An 18,516-nucleotide genomic window follows, 5' to 3' on the forward strand; every position below is an offset into this window, starting at 1 on the left:
GAAGCGACACCTTCACCCCATCTTCAACACCCCAACAATGAAAACTCGAGGCTAAGGCTGCACAATAGAGGCCCAGAGCAACCTTCCACGACCGGACAACGAAAACGGGTTCTCCCCGCGCTTGCAAGAAGAACCCAGTAGCGCCCTCGATTGGATTCGAACCAACGACACCCGCTTTAGGAGAGCGGTGCTCTATCCCCTGAGCTACGAGGGCCTGAGCGGAAGACTACCAGCGGATCGGCCCACCCATGGCCACTCGAGCACCGGGGTGGCGCTGCGGCGAGCCGGCTCACGCTCGCCGCAGCGGAATCATTCTCAGGCGCGACCCCACGGGGTGGAGGTGCGTGACGTACGACGCTCCCCCTTGACCTGCTGCGAGGGCGCCACTAGCACGGGGCACGAGGCGTGGGACAGGACGGCCTGGCTGGTGGAGCCCAGCAGGAGCCCGGAGAAGCCCCCGCGTCCGCGCGAGCCGACGACGACGAGGTCCACGGCGGTGGAGAACTCGGCCAGGAGCTCGGCCGGGTTGCCGTCCAGCGCGTGACGGCGAACGGTGACGCCCTCATGGCCCTCAAGGGCCTCGTTGATGGCCCGGTCCAGCCCGGAGCGGACGTCGGCGAGGACCTGCTCTCGGTCGACGGCGGCCGGCAGCCAGGCGAGCGCTCCGGCTCCGGAGGCCATCGGGACGGCAGCGATGGCGGTAAGCTCGGCGCCCCACGCCTCCGCCTCGGTGACGGCCCACTTGAGAGCCTTGCGGGCAGAGGAGGATCCGTCGACCCCGACGACGATGCGGCGCACGGGCGTGTAGTCGGCCCCCTCGGTGCGCTGGGGCACGACGACGGCCGGGCAGTGACTGTGCGCGGGCAGGGCGGAGGAGACGGTTCCCAGGAGGCGATCTGCGAAGCCGCCGCCTCCACGGGTACCGACGACGGCCAGGGTGGCCTCCTCGGAGAGGTCGACGAGGACGCCGGCCGGGTCCCCGGTCTCCAGTGAGGAGGTCACGGCCACGCCGGTCTTCTTGACGCGCTCGACGGCCTCGTCAATGACGGCCTGGGCACCCGACCTGATGGCCGAGTCGTCGAGCGCCGCGTAGCCGCCGTCGAGGGACGCGGTGGTGAAGGAGGGCAGAGAGTAGGCGCACAGGATGTGAACGCGCCAGCCCTGGCGCTCGGCGCGCGCAACAGCCCAGTCCACTGCCGCCAGGGACTCGGGTGAACCATCGACTCCGACGAGGATGACATTGCCATCGGTCATGGGATCTGCCCTTTCTTGAGATACGGTCTGCGACCCAAGGAACATTCTGCCTCGAAAAGGGGTGTGGGGACCACCACATGAAAGGCCTGTCTTCGTTTTGCTCACACGAACCACCCTGACAGCCGTCTACACCTCCCCCGACATGCCGTGAGGGGTGGGCGCCTTACGGCGCCCACCCCTCACGGAAGGACTTCAGCGTCTGAGATCAGCCGACGCGGACGAAGGTCGGGGAGCCCCAGATCTCGCGGTAGACAACACCGGTGGACTCGTCACCGGCGTCGATCACCTTGCCGTCACCGGCGTAGATGCCGACGTGGCCGGGCCAGGCGACGAGGTCGCCGGGCTGAGCCTCAGAAGCGGACACCTGGGTGCCGGCCACTGCCTGCTCACCGGAGGTACGGGGCAGGCTGATGCCGACCTGCGAGTACACGTAGGAGGTGAAGCCGGAGCAGTCGAAGGCGTTCGGGCCGGAGGCGCCCCACACGTAGGGGGAGCCCACGTACTGCATGGCAATGGCCACGACGGAGGAGTTGGAGGTGCCGGCCGGCGCGGGGGTCGAGGCCTGAGTGGTCTGAGCGGCCTGCGTGTCAGCGGCAGCAGCGTCGGAGCCCTGGTCGGCCTTAGCCTCAGTAGCAGCGGCGGCATCAGCGTTGTCGGTGCTCTGCTCGGCCTTAGCCTCAGCAGCCGGGGCCTCGGGAGCGGCGGGCGCCTCGGGAGCGGCCGGGGCAACGGCCTCAACCTGCGGAGCAGCCTCGGTGACCCAGTTGGCCTGGGCGATGGTGATCTGCTGCTTGGCGGCCAGGGCCTCGCGAGCGTTGGCGGCGAGGATGCCGACCCCGGGGGTCACGCCAGAAGCCTCAATGGTTCCAGAGGAGGTGACCTCGCTGTGGCCTGCGGCGTTGGCGCCGGAGGCGATCATGGTCAGGGCAAGACCGGACGATGCGGCGACCGCCAGACCTCGGCGCGCGGTGGGAGCAAAGTCATCCAGTGGGGTAAGGGCGCGGGTGGCTTTGCGGTGACGTGCGATGGTGCGTGAGGACATGAATGCTTTCTCCTGTTGAGCCGACGAGGTGAGCTGTCGGGTTCGGACTGGAGACGTCCGGCCCGCAGATGCGGGCTTCACCCCAAGGCCGCTTCGGCTGTCCGCCTGGGCGACCGGTAGTTGGTTCCCCCGTTCCTGCCACTTGAGTTGTTGGTTCCACTTGCCTCAGACCGAGTGGCAGGACTAAGCCCCGATCCGAGACGCCACCGAGACGGTTGTCTGCGGCAACGACCTGAACGCTACATGACAGACCGACGCTTCGTCACGGCCAGGTGTCACACACTCTTGTGAGCCGGGACACCATGCGAGATTTTTCGTTTTCCTCCACACGACTTTAGGGACTTCCGTCCAACAAGCCATACCAACCTAATGGTGAGAATGGCGTTATTTCGCGGGAAGATCGCAACCGCCTATTGGAGTCGTTGCCGCAACTTCTCTGCCCTCAGTTCGGAGGAACCCTCAGTGAGAGAGGTCGCTTAGTCATGACATGGACCACAAAGCAGCGTCCCGCATTCCGATATGTGGAATGCGGGACGCCGGCCGGATCTCCTCGCCTGCACAGGCTGTCTTCAGGGTTCTCTGAGGGTTCTGGCAGAGAGCACCTTCGTCGAGGCTTCAGCGTCGCACGAAGAGATGACGGGCGACGTCGTCGGACAGGACGACGGGATCACCAGAGGCGCCGACGAGCCGGACCCCGCCGGCACTGACACGCAGCTCCACCTGGGCACCGGCCGTGATCGCCGCATCCTCGAGGGCGGCGATGAGCTCGGCATCGGCCTGGATCGGCTCGCCGATGCGGCTGACGACAGCGGTCGTGGTCTCACGACTGGCAAGCCGTTCCGCACTGACCTCATCGGCGGAGGGACGGGGGTGCTCAGCCGTCTGCGGCGGGACGGGGTTACCGAAGGGATCGGTGGAGACGTCGTCAAGGATGCTGGCCAGGCGTCCCTCGACCTGCTCACTCATCACGTGCTCCCAACGGCATGCCTCCTCATGGACGAGCCGGCGGTCCAAGCCGATGACGTCCAGGAGCAGCCTTTCAGCAAGCCGGTGCTTGCGGATCACTTCAGTGGCCCGCCGGCGGCCCTCGTCGGTGAGCTCGAGGGAGCGGTCGTCGGCGACCTTGATGAGGCCGTCACGCTCCATACGCGCCACCGTCTGGGAGACCGTGGGCCCAGAGTGGTCGAGGCGCTCGACAATGCGGGCGCGCAGCGGTGGAACGCCGTCCTCCTCAAGCTCATAGACGGTCTTGAGGTACATCTCGGTGGTGTCGATCAGCTCGCTCATGAGGTGGGCTCCTGCTTGAGGTGGGTTACCGCGACCGCTCGAGTCCGGAAAGGGACTTCTTCGTTGCGCCGCGCTTCTTGAAAGGATAATCGGCGCGCCGCAAGGTCCGCCAACACTGTCTGAAGGCGCGCCGATCCTCGCCTGGGGAGGACTCCCCAGCGCCTCGAAGATGCGCGACAGGTAGCGTGCGTATTGCTCGTCCAGCGGCTCAGCCGGCTCTCGACCGATTCCGTCAGTCGACGTCGGCGTCGCTCCGGCCCTCCGATTCCGGAGGCTGCCGCGGAGCTTCCGGCGCCTTGGAGGCGGTCCTGAGGTAGGGGCGGGTGGAGGAGTAGTGCAGGGACAGGTTCCAGTGCCTGTAGCTCCAGGCGGCGGCGACCAGGGCGGCGAGGACAGCGCTCAGGCCGCCGACCGCGATGGCGATGCGTGGTCCCCAGGCATCGGCCACCCAGCCGATGAGCGGGCCCCCAACCGGCGTCGACCCCAGGAAGAACATCATGTAGATGCTGAGGACCCGGCCGCGCATAGACGGCTCGGTAGTCATCTGCACGGTCTGGTTGGCGCTGGTCAGGAGCGTGAGGACGCACAGGCCCACCGGGATCGTCATGAGGGTGAAAGTCAGGTAGGTGGGCATGACGGCCAGCAGGAGGGAGAAGACTCCCAGGGCGAAGGCCGCCACCACGACCGTACGCGGGCGGGGGCTGCGGCGCCTGGCCGCCCACAGGGCACCGGAGAGGGACCCGATGGCGAAGACCGAGGAGACAGTACCGTAGGCGTCGGACTCCAGGTGGAAGACAGTGCGCACGGTGGCCGCCATGGTGACCTGGAAGTTGAGGGTGAGCATGGAGACGACGGCGACCACGGCGATGATGACGACGAGATCAGTGCGGCCGCGCAGGTAGACCAGGCCCTCACGGAGCTGTCCGGCGGCACGTTGGGCGCGGGGCATGTCCACGAGCTCGCTCACGCGCATGGCGGCCAGGGCGGCGGCCGGGAAGAGGAAGGTGGCGGCGTTGACGGCGAAGACCCAGCCGGCACCCACCCAGGTGATGACGACGCCGGCGAGCGCCGGCCCCAGGAGCCGGGCGGCGTTGAAGGAGGCGGAGTTGAGGCCCACGGCGTTGGACAGGTGCTCGGCGGGCACCATCCGGGCCACGAAGGTCTGGCGGGCCGGAGCGTCGTAGGCGGCGGCGAGGCCCCCGAGGAAGGCGGCCAGGTAGACGTGCCACAGGCGCGCGGTGCCGGCCAGGACGTCGATGGCGACGACGGCGGAGACCAGGCCCATGGCGCTCTGGGTGAGGATGAGGAACCTGCGTTGGTCGACCCGGTCGGCGACGAGGCCGGCGTGAGCGGAGAGCAGGAGCATGGGGAGGAACTGCAGGGCCGTGGTCAGGCCGGTGGCGGTGGCGGAGTCGTTGGTGAGGACGCGCAGCACCAGCCAGTCCTGGGCCACGCGCTGCATCCAGGTCCCGGTGTTGGCAACGAGGGCGGAGAGGAACCAGATCCGGTAGTTGTGGAATCTCAGGGAGGCGAAGATGCCGCTGCTGGGTTTGCGTGCGGAAGTCGTGCGGGTCATGTCCTGAAGTGGTGAAGACGTGGGGCGGGTTGACGAGTGTCAGGGGTGGTGCCGGACGGTGCCGCCCAGGCGACAAACGCCCCGTCTGAGAAGGGTAGCCCTAGAGGCGCCAACGATTCCCCATGGTGGGCGCTACCCCTGACGACGGAGAAGGAAGCGGGATTGCGGAAAACCGCCACTCTCCTAGCCGATTGGTAACAAACTGGTCACGCCGCTGAACGGCGCATGAGAGAGGGGCGGACGTTGAACGGTAACGGCCAGGGATATGTGCCGGGCTCGTACGGCCAGGGGCCTGAGCAGGAGCGACGGTCCCGGGGGGCGGCATGCGGCTCCGGAACGGCCCAGACAGGGACGGCATGCGGCGCCGGCGCCGCCCGACGGGGACGTCCCCGTCGAGGAGGGGTCTGCCGTTCTCGAAGCGCCCAGGTCGGTCCCGCCGGCCGCACCGGGCAGCACCTCCCCGTACCCGTCTGCACCAGGTGGGCTCACGCCAGAGCCCCTGGCAGGACCTGCGGAGGCGGGTCGGTCTGTCGCACCAGCGCCCGGGGCGCAGGGTCCTAGTGGCCATGGCGGCGCGTCGGGTGCGTCGTACGGGATCATGCCGGGTTCCGGCGACGCCCATACGGACCACTCATCCGGGCCGACGGCGGCGCCCGGGTATGGACGGGTAGCGCCACCAGGAGGTGTTCCGGCCGGCGCTGTACCTCCTGCCCCTGCGGCGGTCCCGGCGTCGTCGGGGCAGTACGGGCTGATGCCCGCACAGGCGACGGCGACGAAACCTGCGCAACCGACGACGAGTTCCGTGCAGCCCGCAAGGCCCGCGCCAGTTGCCACAACCCAGGCGCCTCCGGCCGCTTCGGTGTCTCCTTCCACTGACCGTCCGGCCGCGCCCTCGTTGAACCTGGACGGGGCACCGGTCCGCCTGGAGTGGTGGGAGCGCCTGGGCGGCTTCCTTCTGCAGCTTCGGGCCTTCCGCATCTTGATGCGGATCCGGATGGTGCTGACCTGGGTGAGCCTGCTGATCGTGGCGGTGACGCTGGCCGTATCCCCACTGGCCCGGACAGCGCTGGGCGCCTGGATCGGCTGCTTCTGGACCGTGGCGGCCTGCTTCTGGCTCGCGCGGGGCAAGACCGTCTCCTGGGGCATGACCTCGGGCATCTTCGCCCTGTCCATGCCATGGGCCGGGGTCATTGGGTGGCTCTCCTTCCAGGTCGCCGCCGCTGCGGGAGTGGCAGTGAGCCATGCGGCCTCAAAGGTCGTAATCGCCGGCGTCGTCGAGGAGCTGGCCAAGCTCGCCCCCATCTGTCTGGTGGCAGTCATCGCCCCGGGGCGGGTACGCCGGCTGCTCATTCAGGACTGGCTCGTCCTGGGGGTCGCCTGCGGAGCGGGCTTCACGGCGGTCGAGGAGGTCGCACGACGCCTGGCGTACATCGTCGGAAACACCCCGGGGATGCAGTTGTCCAAGGCGATATGCCCAGAGGACCCTGCGGGAGTCGTCGAGTGCACGCATCTTCCCACCTTCAGCCTCTGGCCGTTCTCCGACGAGTTCCCGGGGGCGGTGACCTATGCGGGGCACGCCATTGTCACCGGCCTGGTTGCCGTGAGCATCGGCTTGGCGCGGCACTTGTGGTGGCGAGCCAGGCACCACCACCCCGCCATTGGGGTCGCCCTGCGCTGTGCGGCTCTTGGCCTGCCCCCGGGCGTGCTGTGGGTGACGATGGTCGACCACATGGCGACCAACGCCACGACCGCGAGCACCGACTGGTTCACTGACGAGCGCGTCGTCAAGGCCTGGGGCGCCACCAACGGCGAGCCGCCCTGGCCGATCGTCGGGACTACTAGCAGCATGGCTGGTTCTGGTCAGGGCCGGGGCTGGATGCTCCTGGTGATGCTGGTCGTCGCGATCCTCCTGGATGCCCGGGTGATGCGCCTGGGCAGCTACGCGCGTGCACTTGCCGGACCGGGTGGCGGACCGAGCGCACCCCAGGGCCTGCCTGGCGGCGTTGCCGGCAGGTGGGGCGCCGACGTCGTCGAGGCGGCAGCCGCCACCAGAGCTGGGGCACACCGGGTCAGGCTCGCCTTGGCTCAGGCGGCCACCACCCGCCGACCCCGCCTGTTCCTGCAGGCCTGGGCAGAGCACCGCATCGCCCGCGACCTGGCTGCACGCCGACAGCTCGACGCCGGCACCCACCGCTGGGCCACCTCGGCCCTGGCCGCAGCGGCGGCCCTGGCCGGAGCCTGGATCATCTACTCCGTCGTGCCGCCTCTGGTGACTGAGCTCAACCAGCGCCTGATCGGGCTGCCCACCTTCTGGTTCGCCGGCATCCTGGATATGCTCGGAGCGGTCTGGGAGTCCATGAGCCCCACTGAGAAGGCCGCCCTGGTCCTCATCGGTGCCGCCGCCGTCTTCCTGTCCGGGGGTCCCTTTGGCCTGGCCTTCAGCGTGGGACTCGGAATCGCCACTGCCCTGGACGCCGCCCGCCCCACCGCCCAGCTCATGCGCGACCCCTGGGGCACCACCGGCCACTACCTGGACACCCACAACGACCTCCAAGTCATCACCGACGCCAGCCTGGCCGCAGCGGCGATCATCCCCGGGGGCAAAGCCCTCCGCGGCGCCGGCAAAGCCGCCAGAACCGCACGCACTCTCGCCCGAGAAGAAGCCGCCGCAACCAAAGCCGCACGTCGCTTCAGCCGAGCACAGGCCAGCAGGGGCCTCAACCCCCGCGCCGGTATCCACCAACCCGGACTGCGCACCCCCAGACCCGGACGCTCCGACGGCGGAGTCGGCACCTGGGGCCCCGGCAAGAACTACGGATCGCCGCGCTCCCAGGCCTATGAGGAGCAGGTCACCGGCGTCCCCATCGAGCACTCCTACATCGTCAACGGCGTCGAGTTCGACGGCTACAACGGCTTCGCCCTCGTCGACGCCAAAGGCCCCGGCTACGACCCACTCATCAAGGGAGACTGGTCGAGGGAACCAAAAAGCACTTACAAGACCGACCCAGTGACAGGGGAAGTGAAACGCGTCAAGAGAGGACTCATCGACAAAGCCGAGGACCAGGTCAAGGCCGTACGAGCCACCGGCACCGACACCCCCATCCAATGGCATATCGCAGAAAAAGACACATTCGACGATCTCTTTAATCGACAGAAGTCAGGAGAGTTCCCTGCCGAGATCGAGCTCATCCACACGCCGCCCAACTAGCATCTTGATCAGTCAGCACCACAAGGAAAGGAACAACAACCATGGAATGGAGCCTACACATGAGGCGGAGGACTCTTGGCGACCCCGTCTCGGAAGGACGCAGGGTATGGGAGTGGATCCAGCAGGTCAGACCCCTGCACCCCGCCCTGGACCTGTGGCGCCCCACCGCCGACAGCCCCCAGGAAGCCGAACAGTCCCCACCCATCACCCAGGACTACCTCCTCCACTACATCCACGGCGTACAAGCCATCTCCAACGACCCCAAATTCGGCCTGGCACCAGCCTTCTCCGGACAGATCGGCCAGGGCAACAAGCTCGAGCTGAGCTTCAACACGCCCAACCCCGGAGACGCCAGCATCAGCTTCATGATCGGCCAGGCGCTCGGGACCGCCCTGGACGCCAGCGAGGACCTGGCCGACACCCTCATGCACACCACCGCCACCATCTTCGCCCCCAACACCATCGGAGCCCTAACCCGCAAGGACCACCCGCTTAACCCCACCCCAGAGCCCTACAACTACATCCCGGGCTGGAAGATGTTCTTCGCCTCCGACTCACCCCACTACCAACGAGCCACCCAGCTGGCCACCACAACCACACCCGCAGGCAACGGAGCCATCTTCACCTTCGGCACCCCCAACACCTACCCCACCATCCTCAACCAATGGTGAACACCCAACCACCGCGTCAAGGCTCGCACCGTCGTCGAACAACCCCCTCCCAGTCACAAGAACCGAGCCGGCCCCACAAACATCGGGCTGACGCTCCTGGCCGGAGCCACCATCCTCCTGTCCGGGGGCACGCATGGGCATAGCCACCGTACTCGGCTCCGCCCGTGCCCAGCGCTACGAGGAGCAGGTCACCGGCGTCCCCATCAAGCACTCCTACATCGTCAACGGCGTCGAGTTCGACGGCTACAACGGCTTCGCCCTCGTCGACGCCAAAGGCCCCGGCTACGACCCACTCATCAAGGGAGACTGGTCGAGGGAACCAAAGAGCACCCCCAGGAAGGTAGACCCAGTCACAGGCAAAGTCACCCCCAAGAAGAAAGGACTCATCGAAACCGCCGAGGACCAGGTCGAGGCCGTGCGAGCCACCGGCACCGACACCCCCATCCAATGGCACATCGCAGAAAAAGACACATTCGACACCCTCAGAGAAAAACAGTATTGGGGAGAGTTCCCAGTCGAGATCGAGCTCATCCACACGCCACCCAACTAACATCTTAATCAGTCAGCACCACGAGGAGAAAGGACAACCATCATGGAATGGCGCCTACACATGAGGCGGCGGGCTCTTGGCGACCCGGTCTCGGAAGGCAGGCGCGTGTGGGAGTGGATCCAGCAGGTCAGACCCCTGCACCCCTCCCTGGACCTGTGGCGCCCCACCGCCGACAGCCCCCAGGAGGCCGAACAGGCACCACCCATCACCCAGGACTACCTCCTCCAAGAGATCCACCAAGCCCAAGTCGACTGGGGACGCGAACGCTTCGGCGTCACCCCGGCCTTCTCCGGGCAGATCGGCCAGGGCAACAAACTCGAACTGAGCTTCAACATGCCCAACCCCGGAGACGCCAGCATCACTCTCATGATCGGCGAGGCACTCGGGGCCTCCCTGGACGCCAGCGAGGGCCTGGCCGACACCCTCATGCACACCACCGCCACCATCTTCGCCCCCAACACCATCGGAGCCCTCTCTCGCAAAGACCACCCAGCAAGAAACATCAATCGCGACGGCCCCGCCCCGTTCAACTACAGCGATGGTTGGAAGATGTTCTTCGCCTCCGACTCACCCCACTACCAACGAGCCACCCAGCTGGCCACCAGCATCGCCCCTGTGGCCAACGGCGCCATCCTCACCTTCGGCACCCCCGACACCTACCCCACCATCCTCAACCAATGGTGAACACCCAACCACCGCGTTAAGGCTCGCACCGTCGTGGGGTAGGACCACGGCCCCATCACACCCGGGGAGGTAGGAGCGCGAGGATTGCTGCTCAAAGCACCGAGTTGATAGCGACCAGTGTCCACACAGCGGACATGGGCGCTGCGGAGACGTCAGGAGCCGAACAAGAACTGCAGAATTTCAGAATTGCCTACCGGTCACATCGATCACAGAACCGGTCATGTCCGCTGCCTGGACACCACGTCGCTCGAGAGGTCGTGGAGGTGGAGCACGGCTCACCATCCCCCAGTGGACACCGAGATACGCGAAGCGGCTCCCTGTAACGGGACGTGAGGGGGCAAGTTAAGAGGGGCGGAGGACCTCACACGGGCCAGAGTGTCCAAATCTGCAGCAAAGGGAGCTCAGCGCCACTCGCCCCATCAACAAGAACCGCGAAATCATGCGGTTTACTTCCGAAGGAACAAGGCCGCTCAGAGCCTTTGCTGCAGATCTGGACACCCACGCCGTCGGCGCTCAATGAGAGACCGCCTCCGCGTCCAGCAGGCGCAGTCCGTCCCCGTCAGGAGACGCCGAGAATCGCCTTGATCGGGGCGAGGGTGAAGTAGACGACGAACATCGCGCAGGCCGCCCACATGAGCGGGTGGATCCTGCGGGCCCGTCCCTGGGCCACCTCGATGACCAGGTAGGCGACGAAGCCGGCCCCGATACCGTTGGTGATCGAGTAGGAGAAGGGCATCATGATGATGGTCAGGAAGGCGGGCAGCGCGATCTCCGGGGACTCCCAGTCGATGTCGGTCACCTGCATCATCATGAGGAAGCCGACGACGACGAGCGCCGGGGTGGCCGCCTCGTAGGGAACCATCTTGACCAGCGGGGCGAAGAACATGGACAGCGCGAACATGCAGCCGGTGACCACCGAGGCCAGGCCCGTACGAGCCCCCTCCCCCACGCCTGCGGCGGACTCCACGTAGGAGGTGTTCGAGGAGACACCGCCGACACCGCCGGCAATGGCGGCCAGGGAGTCGACAACAAGGATCTCGCGGGTCCTGGGCGGGTTGCCGTGCTCGTCGAGCAGGTCGCCCTCGGCACCGATGGCGACCATGGTGCCCATCGTGTCGAAGAAGTCGGCCAGCAGCAGGGAGAAGACCAGGAGGATCACTGAGACGATCCCGACCTTATGGACACTGCCCAGCAGGCTGAAGTGGCCCAGCGTCGACAGACTCGGCAGGTCCACCGGGAAACCGGTCAGGTGCGGCTCGGACAGGGACCAGCCGGTGAGGTTGAGGGGCCCCTTCTCCGGGTCGTCGTTGAAGGGGCCCAGGTGGGCGAAGGCATCGATGATGATGGCCAGGACCGTGGCCGAGGCGATGCCGATGAGGATGGCGCCGCGGACCTTGCGCACGTAGAGCACCACCATGAGGAAGAGGCCGAAGAGGAAGACAATGACCGGCCAGCCCTGAAGGGATCCGCCCAGGCCCAGCTCCAGGGGGGTGCCGCCGCGGCGCACCATCTTGGCGTCCACCAGGCCGATGAGCGCGATGAACAGGCCGATGCCCACGGAGATCGCGGTCTTGAGCTGATCGGGTACCGCCTTGAAGACGGCCTCGCGGAAGCCGGTGAGCACCAGGACGAGGATGATGATGCCCTCGATGACGATGAGCCCCATGGCGTCGGCGTAGGTCATGCCCTGGGTGCCCACGAGGGTGTAGGCGACCATCGCGTTGATCCCCAGCCCCGCAGCCAGGGCCATCGGGTAGTTGGCGACGACGCCCATGAGGATCGTCATGACCGCGGCGACGAAGGCGGTGCCGGCGGCGAGCTGGGCCTCGGTTCCCGGAGGACTCGCCTTGGATAGGATGGCGGGATTGAGGACGAGGATGTAGCTCATCGAGAAGAAGGTGACGATCCCGCCGCGGACCTCGCGGGAGATGGTCGAACCGCGTTCCGTGATGCGGAAGTACCGGTCCAGCCAGGACGCAGTGCCGGAAGAGGATGAGGACTTCGTCGGAGTACGTGTGCTCACGGCGGCATTCTTCCAGATCGTCACGCGCTGAGCGAAATCAGACGGTTGTATCGCTGCAATACGCGGTGGCGGTGGAGGAGCGGATGCGGGGCTGCTCCCCCACCGCTGCCGCAGGCTTTTTCAGCTCCGCGCGGCGATCCGGTCAGCACAATGAAGCGGCGCGGATTGCTGTCACAGCCTCATGGAAGGATGTCCACTAAAGCCACAAGGTGAGCGGGGGTGAGCGAGCATGGCCGTGGGGGCAACAACGAGCAGCGACGGCGCCGCTACGGCCAGTGCGTACAGACCGGGTTGGGAGAGCTTCTCACAGGCCACCCGGACCTGGTTTTCCGATGCCTTTCCCACCGGGCCCACCGCCGTGCAGGAGCGCGCCTGGGCGGCGATCGGACAGGGAGAGAACGCGCTGGTCATCGCCCCCACCGGCTCGGGCAAGACACTGGCGGCCTTCCTGTCGGCCATCGATCGCCTGGGGCGGCTCGACACCGGCGAGGCGGAGGCCCGCGAGCGCCCGGAGCCGGCCGGCGGCGTGCGGGTTGTCTACATCTCACCGCTCAAGGCGCTGGGGGCCGACGTCGAGCGCAACCTGCGCCGACCACTGGCGGGGATCGCCGCCGTCGGCCCTGCCCTCCCGATCTCGGTGGGGGTGCGTTCGGGGGACACGCCCGCGAGGGAGCGCCGTCGGCTGCGCGAGCATCCGCCGGAGATCCTCATTACGACGCCGGAGTCGCTCTACCTCATGCTCACCAGCGCCGCGCGCGAGACGCTGCGCACGGTGGAGACCGTCATCGTCGATGAGATCCACTCCTTCGCCGGCTCCAAGCGCGGCACGCACCTGGCCCTCTCCCTGGAGCGGCTCGATGACCTCCTGGAGCGCCCGGCGCAGCGTGTAGGCCTGTCCGCGACGGTCTCGCCCCATGAGGAGGTGGCGAGGTTCCTCGGCGGGCCGCACCCGGTGACCGTCATCGCCGACGACGGCCGGGCGGCGCCGGAGGTCACAGTGGCCGTGCCGGTGGAGAACATGGCCCGCATCCCGGCGATCTCGGACCGTCGCACCCGGATGGAGCGGGCGATGGGATCCCCCTCGCTCGGCGTCGCAGGGCGGTCCTCGGGACTCGCGCGAGCCGGGGCGGGGGATACGTGGCGCTCGGACAGGGCGCTGCGCCGCGCCATGGCGGCGGGGCAGGTTGAGCAGTCGGGACGGACGGGGTCGGCCGGAGCGAGCCGAGTCCCGGGTTCGGCGGGGCCGGCCCGGGTGTCGGGCTCCATCTGGCCGCACCTGGAGAACGCGATCCTGGACCAGGTCCTCGCCCACCGTACGACGCTCGTGTTCGTCAACTCCCGTGGGGCCTGCGAGCGCCTGACCGCCCGGCTCAACGAGGCCTATGCGGCGCGCGGCGGGTCGGAGAACGTGGGAGAACCGGAGCCGCGCCTCGCATCACATGCTGCACCGCCGTCGGAGACCCAGGCTCCGGTTCACCGCGAGTCCTGGGAGATGGGCACCGCCGCGCACACCGAGCCGATACCGCAGGGGGCGCCCGTCATTGCCCGAGCGCACCACGGGTCGGTCTCCAAGGAGCAGCGTCTGGACGTGGAGCGCCGGCTGGCCTCGGGAGAGCTGCGGTGCGTGGTGGCCACGGCCTCGCTGGAGCTCGGGATCGATATCGGCTCCATCGACCTGGTGCTCCAGGTGGCGCCGCCGCCGTCGGTCGCGGCGGGATTGCAGCGGGTGGGGCGGGCCGATCACCGGGTGGGCGGGCGACCCCGCGGTGTCATCTACCCGGTGGAGCGGACCCACCTGGTGGACGCCGTCGTCGCCGCCGAGGGGATGCGGGCCGGGACGATCGAGCACACCGTCCTGGTGACCAACGCGCTGGACGTCCTGGCCCAGCAGACGGTCGCCGCGGTGAGTGCGGGGGACCTGACGGCCAATGGCTGGTTCGCCACCGTCACACGGGCGGCGCCCTACGCCTCACTGCCGCGTCGGGCCTTCGAGTCGGTGCTGACGCTGCTGTCCGGAGGCTTCTCCTCAGCAGATCTGTCCGACTTCTCGCCGAGGATCGTGTGGGACCGCGTCACCGGCCGGCTCAGCGCCCGGCCGAACGCGCAGCGGCTGGCCGTGACGTCGTCGGGCACGATCCCGGACCGGGGCATGTTCCCGGTGGTTCTGCCCGAGGGGGCCGAGGAGGCCGGGCGGCGCCGGGTGGGCGAGCTCGACGAGGAGATGGTCAACGAGTCCAGCCCGGGCGACATCATCACACTGGGCACGTCGAGCTGGCGGATCCGGCAGATCACGGGCGACCGCGTCGTCGTCGACCCGGCCGAGGGACGCAGCGCCCGCCTGCCGTTCTGGCGGGGCGAGGGCCTGGGGCGGCCGGCGGCCACCGGGCTCGCCAAAGGGGCCTTCCTGCGGGAGGCGCAAGCCGGGTTGGAGGAACCGGGGAGTACTGGTGAGTCGGAGGCGGAGCAGGTGCTGCGGCGCCGGCTCATGGATGCGGGGCTGGACGCCCATGCCCGGGACAATCTCGTGGCGCTGCTGCGCGAGCAGTGCTGCGCCACCGGGGTCCTGCCCACCGATGAGACCCTGGTCCTGGAGCGCAACCGGGACGAGTCCGGCAGCTGGCGCATCATCGTCCACAGCATGCTGGGGCGGCGCGTCCACGAGCCCTGGGCAATGGCGATCCGGGAACGGGTGCAGCAGGTACTGGGGATCAAACCGCAGGTGATCGCGGCCGACGACGGCATCGTGCTGCAGATTCCGGTGCTTGAAGGGCGGCTCCCGGGCGCCGAGCTCGTCGTCTTCGATCCCCTGGAGGTCTCTGCCCTAGTGCGCGGCCGGATCGATGAGACGGCGCTATTCGCAGCCCGGTTCCGTGAGTGCGCCGTGCGCGCCCTGCTCATGCCCACCACGCGGCCGGGGCACCGCACACCCTTGTGGCTGCAGCGGGTCAAGGCGGGTCAGCTGCTTGAGGCCGCCCGCCAGTTCCAGGACTTCCCCGTCAGCGTGGAGGCGGCGCGCGAGTGCCTCCAGGAGTACTACGACCTGCCCGCTCTCACCGGTCTCATGGAACGCCTGGGCTCCGGCCGGGTGCGCGTCGTCGAGGCCGACACCACCGAGCCCTCGCCCTTCGCCCACCCGCTCCTGTTCGGTTACACCAGCACCCTGCTGTACCAGGAGGACCTGCCGCATGCCGAGCACCGGGCCCGGCTGCTGTCCCTGGATCCCCAGGTGCTCGACGCGCTGCTGGGGGACGGAGGTCTTGCCGGGCTGCTCGACGACGAGGTCATGGCGGAGGTGGAGGCCGAGCTTCAGCACCTGGCGTCCGGGCGGCGGGCCCGAGCCGACGCCGAGGGCATCGCCGACCTGTTGCGCGAGCTCGGGCCGTTGACCGACACGGAGCTGGTCGAGCGGTGCGTCGACACCGGAGAGTCGGGCGGCGACGACGTCCAGGAGGACTCCGGGGTCGCCAACGGCCTGCCTGCGGCGGTGCGGTCAGCGGTGGATGAGCTCGCCGATGCCGGCCGCGCCCTGAGGGTGACTATTGGCGGGCGCGAGCACTGGGCGCGGATCGAGGACGCCGGCGGCCTGCACCTGGCGCTGGGGACGGCGATCCCCGAGTCGGCCGCGGAGCAGACCGCCCTCGACGGCGTCAACGGCGCAGCCGCACGGATCCCGGCGGCCCGCTCTCCCCTGAACGATCTCGTCCTGCGCCATGCCCGGGTGCACACGCTCATCACGCCGGGGCAGGTGGCGGAGGCCTTCGGTATAGGGGCGTCGGCGGCCGAGGCCGCTTTGAGGGAGCTCGCCGGGGACGGCTCGCTCGTGAGCCTTGGCGAGGCGGGATGGATGGAGTCCTCGGTCTTCGCCCGAGTGCGCAACCGTTCCCTGGCTCGGGCTCGGGCCGCCGTCGCACCGGTGGCTCCCGAGGTCCTTCAGCGTCTGGTGCTGGAGCGGGCCGGGCTGGATGAGGCGGGCAGCGGCGTAGACGCCCTGGCGGAGGCCCTGGCCGCGCTGGAGGGCGTGTGGTTGCCGGCCGACCTGTGGGAGTCGGTGGTGCTGCCCGCGCGGGTGGCCGACTACCGTCCCGCGATGCTCGATGAGCTCATCGCCTCCGGGGAGGTCGTCTGGCAGGCGCGTCCTGGTGAGGAGCTGGCCTCGGGACAGAGCGGATCGGGCCGGACAGGCCCGGGCGAGCGCGGCTCGGCCGCACCGGCGGGGGCCGACGACGTCGTCGCGCTCGGGGAGATCGCCTTCTTCCCCACGGACTCGGCTCTCGCCCCGGTGGTCGGGGATGCGCTTGCGTGGGCCGGGCCCCGGACTGAGCAGGACGGGGACTTGAACGAGGAGGGCTCCGAGGACGAGCGCTGGCGGCTGGTGCGCGAGGGGGCTGCCACGGGCCGCTCCTTCGAGCCCGTGCGCCGATCGCTGGAGCCCGCGCCCAAGGTTCACCGGGCACCGGCACGGCGGGTGCGCAGCCGTCGCAGCCGGCGCGCCATGGTTGCGATCCCGCAGACCGGCGGGCAGACCGCCTCCGGGCGCCTGTCCTCCGTGCTCTCCTCCACCTCGTGGGTGCGGATCTCGGCTGCTCCGGCCTCCGCCGAGGAACGGGCGATCGCTGAGGTGGAGTCGTTGCTGGACCGGTACGGGGTCGTCTCCCGCGACGTCGCCCTGGCCTTCGGCGGTGCGGGAGGGCTCGTGCCGCTCATGCCCGTGCTGCGGCGCATGGAGGACACAGGGGCCGTCCTGCGCGGCGGCTTCGTCGAGGGTCTCGGTCCGGCTCAGTTCGCCGAGCGGGAGACCGTTGACCGCCTGCGGTTCCTGGGCCAGGAGTCGGCCGGGGAGCGCGACTCCGGCACCGGCATCGTCCTCGACCTGAAGGACCCGGCCTGTCTGGTTGGCCGAGGGTCGGCGTGGCCCGAGCCGGCGCTACCCGCAGGCATCGGTAAGGTCGGGATCGAGGGCGAGGAGGCAGGGGGTGCGCCGCAGCGACGCCGCGGCGCGAGCGTCGTCCTCATTGATGGCGCTCCGGTGCTCTATGCCTCGGACAGCTTCAAGGTGCTCATCTCCTACACGTCTGAGCGGGAGGTGCTGACGCGCGCCCTGAGCGCTCTGGCGACCGCGAGACAGGGGGCGCTGGCGCGCCAGGGATCGCCGCCGGGACGGCACCGTACGGTGGTGGAGTCGCTCAACGGCGTCAGCGCGCTGGATCGCGCCGTGAGCGACCTGCTGCGTCAGGCCGGTTTCGTCTCCGACCCCAGGGGGATGCGCCTCGCCGTCGGCCCGTATGGAGCATCCTTCTCGCGATGAGTGGTCCGGCCCCTCACCAATGACAGAAGCCGGAACCATGGTGCTCTGCCCGTATGCACAATGGGGACATGTCCGATCCGCACCCCATCACCGGAGCGTTCTTCGATTCCCCGGTCCCGCCCGGGACCGGATGGCCCGACGATCCCGCCACCGCCACCACGCCTGTGGCCCGATCGGCCGCTGACGTGGCACGTCTGGCCGGTGCATCGTCGGACCTGCCCGCGCTCGACGCCCGGATCACGGTGTGCCGCGCCTGCGACCGCCTCGTGGCCTGGCGTGAGGAGGTGGCCAGGACCGGCCGTCGCGCCTCCTTCGCCCACGAGCCGTACTGGGGTCGACCTGTGGCGAGCGTTGGAACGACAGATGCCCGCATCTACGTCGTCGGGCTGGCACCGGCGGCCAACGGGGCGAACCGCACCGGCCGCATGTTCACAGGGGACCGCTCCGGGGACTGGCTGTGGGCCGCCTTCTACCGGGCGGGCCTGGCGACGTCCCCCACCTCGACGGCGGCCGGTGACGGGCAGCGACTCATCGGGGCGCGCATGGGTGCAGCCGTGCGTTGCGCCCCGCCGGCCAACAAGCCGACGACCGCCGAGCGCACCACCTGCGCACCGTGGCTCGCCCGCGAGATCGCCCTCATGCCCGAGGTCAAGGTGCTACTGGCGCTGGGCGGGATCGGATGGGGCGCGGCACTGCGGGTCACCCGCGAGGCGGGGTGGTCCCTCCCCCGCCCTCAGCCGCGCTTCGGCCACGGGGCGACGGCGGAGCTGACCAGGACCGACGGCAGGCCGGTGACGCTGCTCGGCAGCTACCACCCCAGCCAGCAGAACACGTTCACCGGGCGGCTCACCGAGGCGATGCTCGACGAGGTGCTGGGGACCGCCAAGCGCCTCGCTGAGGCATGATGGCGGAGCGC

Annotated in this window: 11 protein-coding genes, 1 tRNA gene and 1 riboswitch; of the genes, 6 read left to right on the forward strand and 6 right to left on the reverse strand. The window is 68.8% G+C overall.

The features are described from left to right. Positions 1 to 141: 141 nt before the first annotated feature. The 5 genes from BKH33_RS04680 to BKH33_RS04700 all read right to left on the reverse strand — a co-directional run bounded on the left by BKH33_RS04680 (position 142) and on the right by BKH33_RS04700 (position 5,159). Positions 142 to 214 (reverse strand) — tRNA-Arg (locus tag BKH33_RS04680). Between the two features lie 101 nt (positions 215 to 315). Further along, a complete protein-coding gene (locus BKH33_RS04685) occupies positions 316 to 1,254 on the reverse strand; it encodes a universal stress protein (RefSeq protein ID WP_003786146.1) in 939 nt (312 codons plus the stop codon). 205 nt (positions 1,255 to 1,459) lie between these two features. Beyond that, positions 1,460 to 2,296: a C40 family peptidase gene (locus BKH33_RS04690; protein ID WP_003786143.1), complete on the reverse strand. Its 837-nt coding sequence runs from the start codon at positions 2,294 to 2,296 to the stop codon at positions 1,460 to 1,462. Positions 2,297 to 2,299: 3 nt separating this feature from the next. Then, positions 2,300 to 2,462, reverse strand: a riboswitch (cyclic di-AMP (ydaO/yuaA leader). A 449-nt stretch (positions 2,463 to 2,911) separates the two neighbouring features. Next, complete coding sequence (locus BKH33_RS04695) at positions 2,912 to 3,583, reverse strand: metal-dependent transcriptional regulator (protein ID WP_003786149.1); 672 nt, start codon at positions 3,581 to 3,583, stop codon at positions 2,912 to 2,914. Positions 3,584 to 3,815: 232 nt separating this feature from the next. Then, positions 3,816 to 5,159: an MFS transporter gene (locus BKH33_RS04700; RefSeq protein ID WP_003786156.1), complete on the reverse strand. Its 1,344-nt coding sequence runs from the start codon at positions 5,157 to 5,159 to the stop codon at positions 3,816 to 3,818. A gap of 859 nt (positions 5,160 to 6,018) precedes the next feature. Between BKH33_RS04700 and BKH33_RS04705 the strand changes: the two genes are divergently transcribed. The 4 genes from BKH33_RS04705 (at position 6,019) to BKH33_RS04720 (ending at position 10,272) form a co-directional block, all read left to right on the forward strand. Further along, entirely contained in the window at positions 6,019 to 8,367 is a 2,349-nt protein-coding gene (locus BKH33_RS04705) for a Tox-REase-5 domain-containing protein (protein ID WP_003781006.1), read from the forward strand. Between the two features lie 41 nt (positions 8,368 to 8,408). After that, entirely contained in the window at positions 8,409 to 9,038 is a 630-nt protein-coding gene (locus BKH33_RS04710) for a hypothetical protein (protein ID WP_043538886.1), read from the forward strand. A 133-nt stretch (positions 9,039 to 9,171) separates the two neighbouring features. Then, a complete protein-coding gene (locus BKH33_RS04715) occupies positions 9,172 to 9,588 on the forward strand; it encodes a Tox-REase-5 domain-containing protein (protein WP_003781020.1) in 417 nt (138 codons plus the stop codon). A 42-nt stretch (positions 9,589 to 9,630) separates the two neighbouring features. Further along, positions 9,631 to 10,272 carry a hypothetical protein gene (locus tag BKH33_RS04720; protein ID WP_043538884.1) on the forward strand — a complete coding sequence of 214 codons (642 nt, stop codon included), beginning with the start codon at positions 9,631 to 9,633 and terminating at the stop codon, positions 10,270 to 10,272. 559 nt (positions 10,273 to 10,831) lie between these two features. Here BKH33_RS04720 and BKH33_RS04725 read toward each other — a convergent pair. After that, entirely contained in the window at positions 10,832 to 12,295 is a 1,464-nt protein-coding gene (locus BKH33_RS04725; RefSeq protein WP_043538890.1) for an NCS2 family permease, read from the reverse strand. A gap of 229 nt (positions 12,296 to 12,524) precedes the next feature. Here BKH33_RS04725 and BKH33_RS04730 point away from each other — a divergent pair, with 229 nt between their 5' ends. Next, a complete protein-coding gene (locus BKH33_RS04730) occupies positions 12,525 to 17,600 on the forward strand; it encodes a DEAD/DEAH box helicase (RefSeq protein ID WP_003781007.1) in 5,076 nt (1,691 codons plus the stop codon). Positions 17,601 to 17,668: 68 nt separating this feature from the next. Then, complete coding sequence (locus tag BKH33_RS04735; RefSeq protein ID WP_043538888.1) at positions 17,669 to 18,505, forward strand: uracil-DNA glycosylase; 837 nt, start codon at positions 17,669 to 17,671, stop codon at positions 18,503 to 18,505. Positions 18,506 to 18,516: the final 11 nt, after the last annotated feature.

Source organism: Actinomyces naeslundii (assembly GCF_001956585.1).
Classification (GTDB): domain Bacteria; phylum Actinomycetota; class Actinomycetes; order Actinomycetales; family Actinomycetaceae; genus Actinomyces; species Actinomyces naeslundii.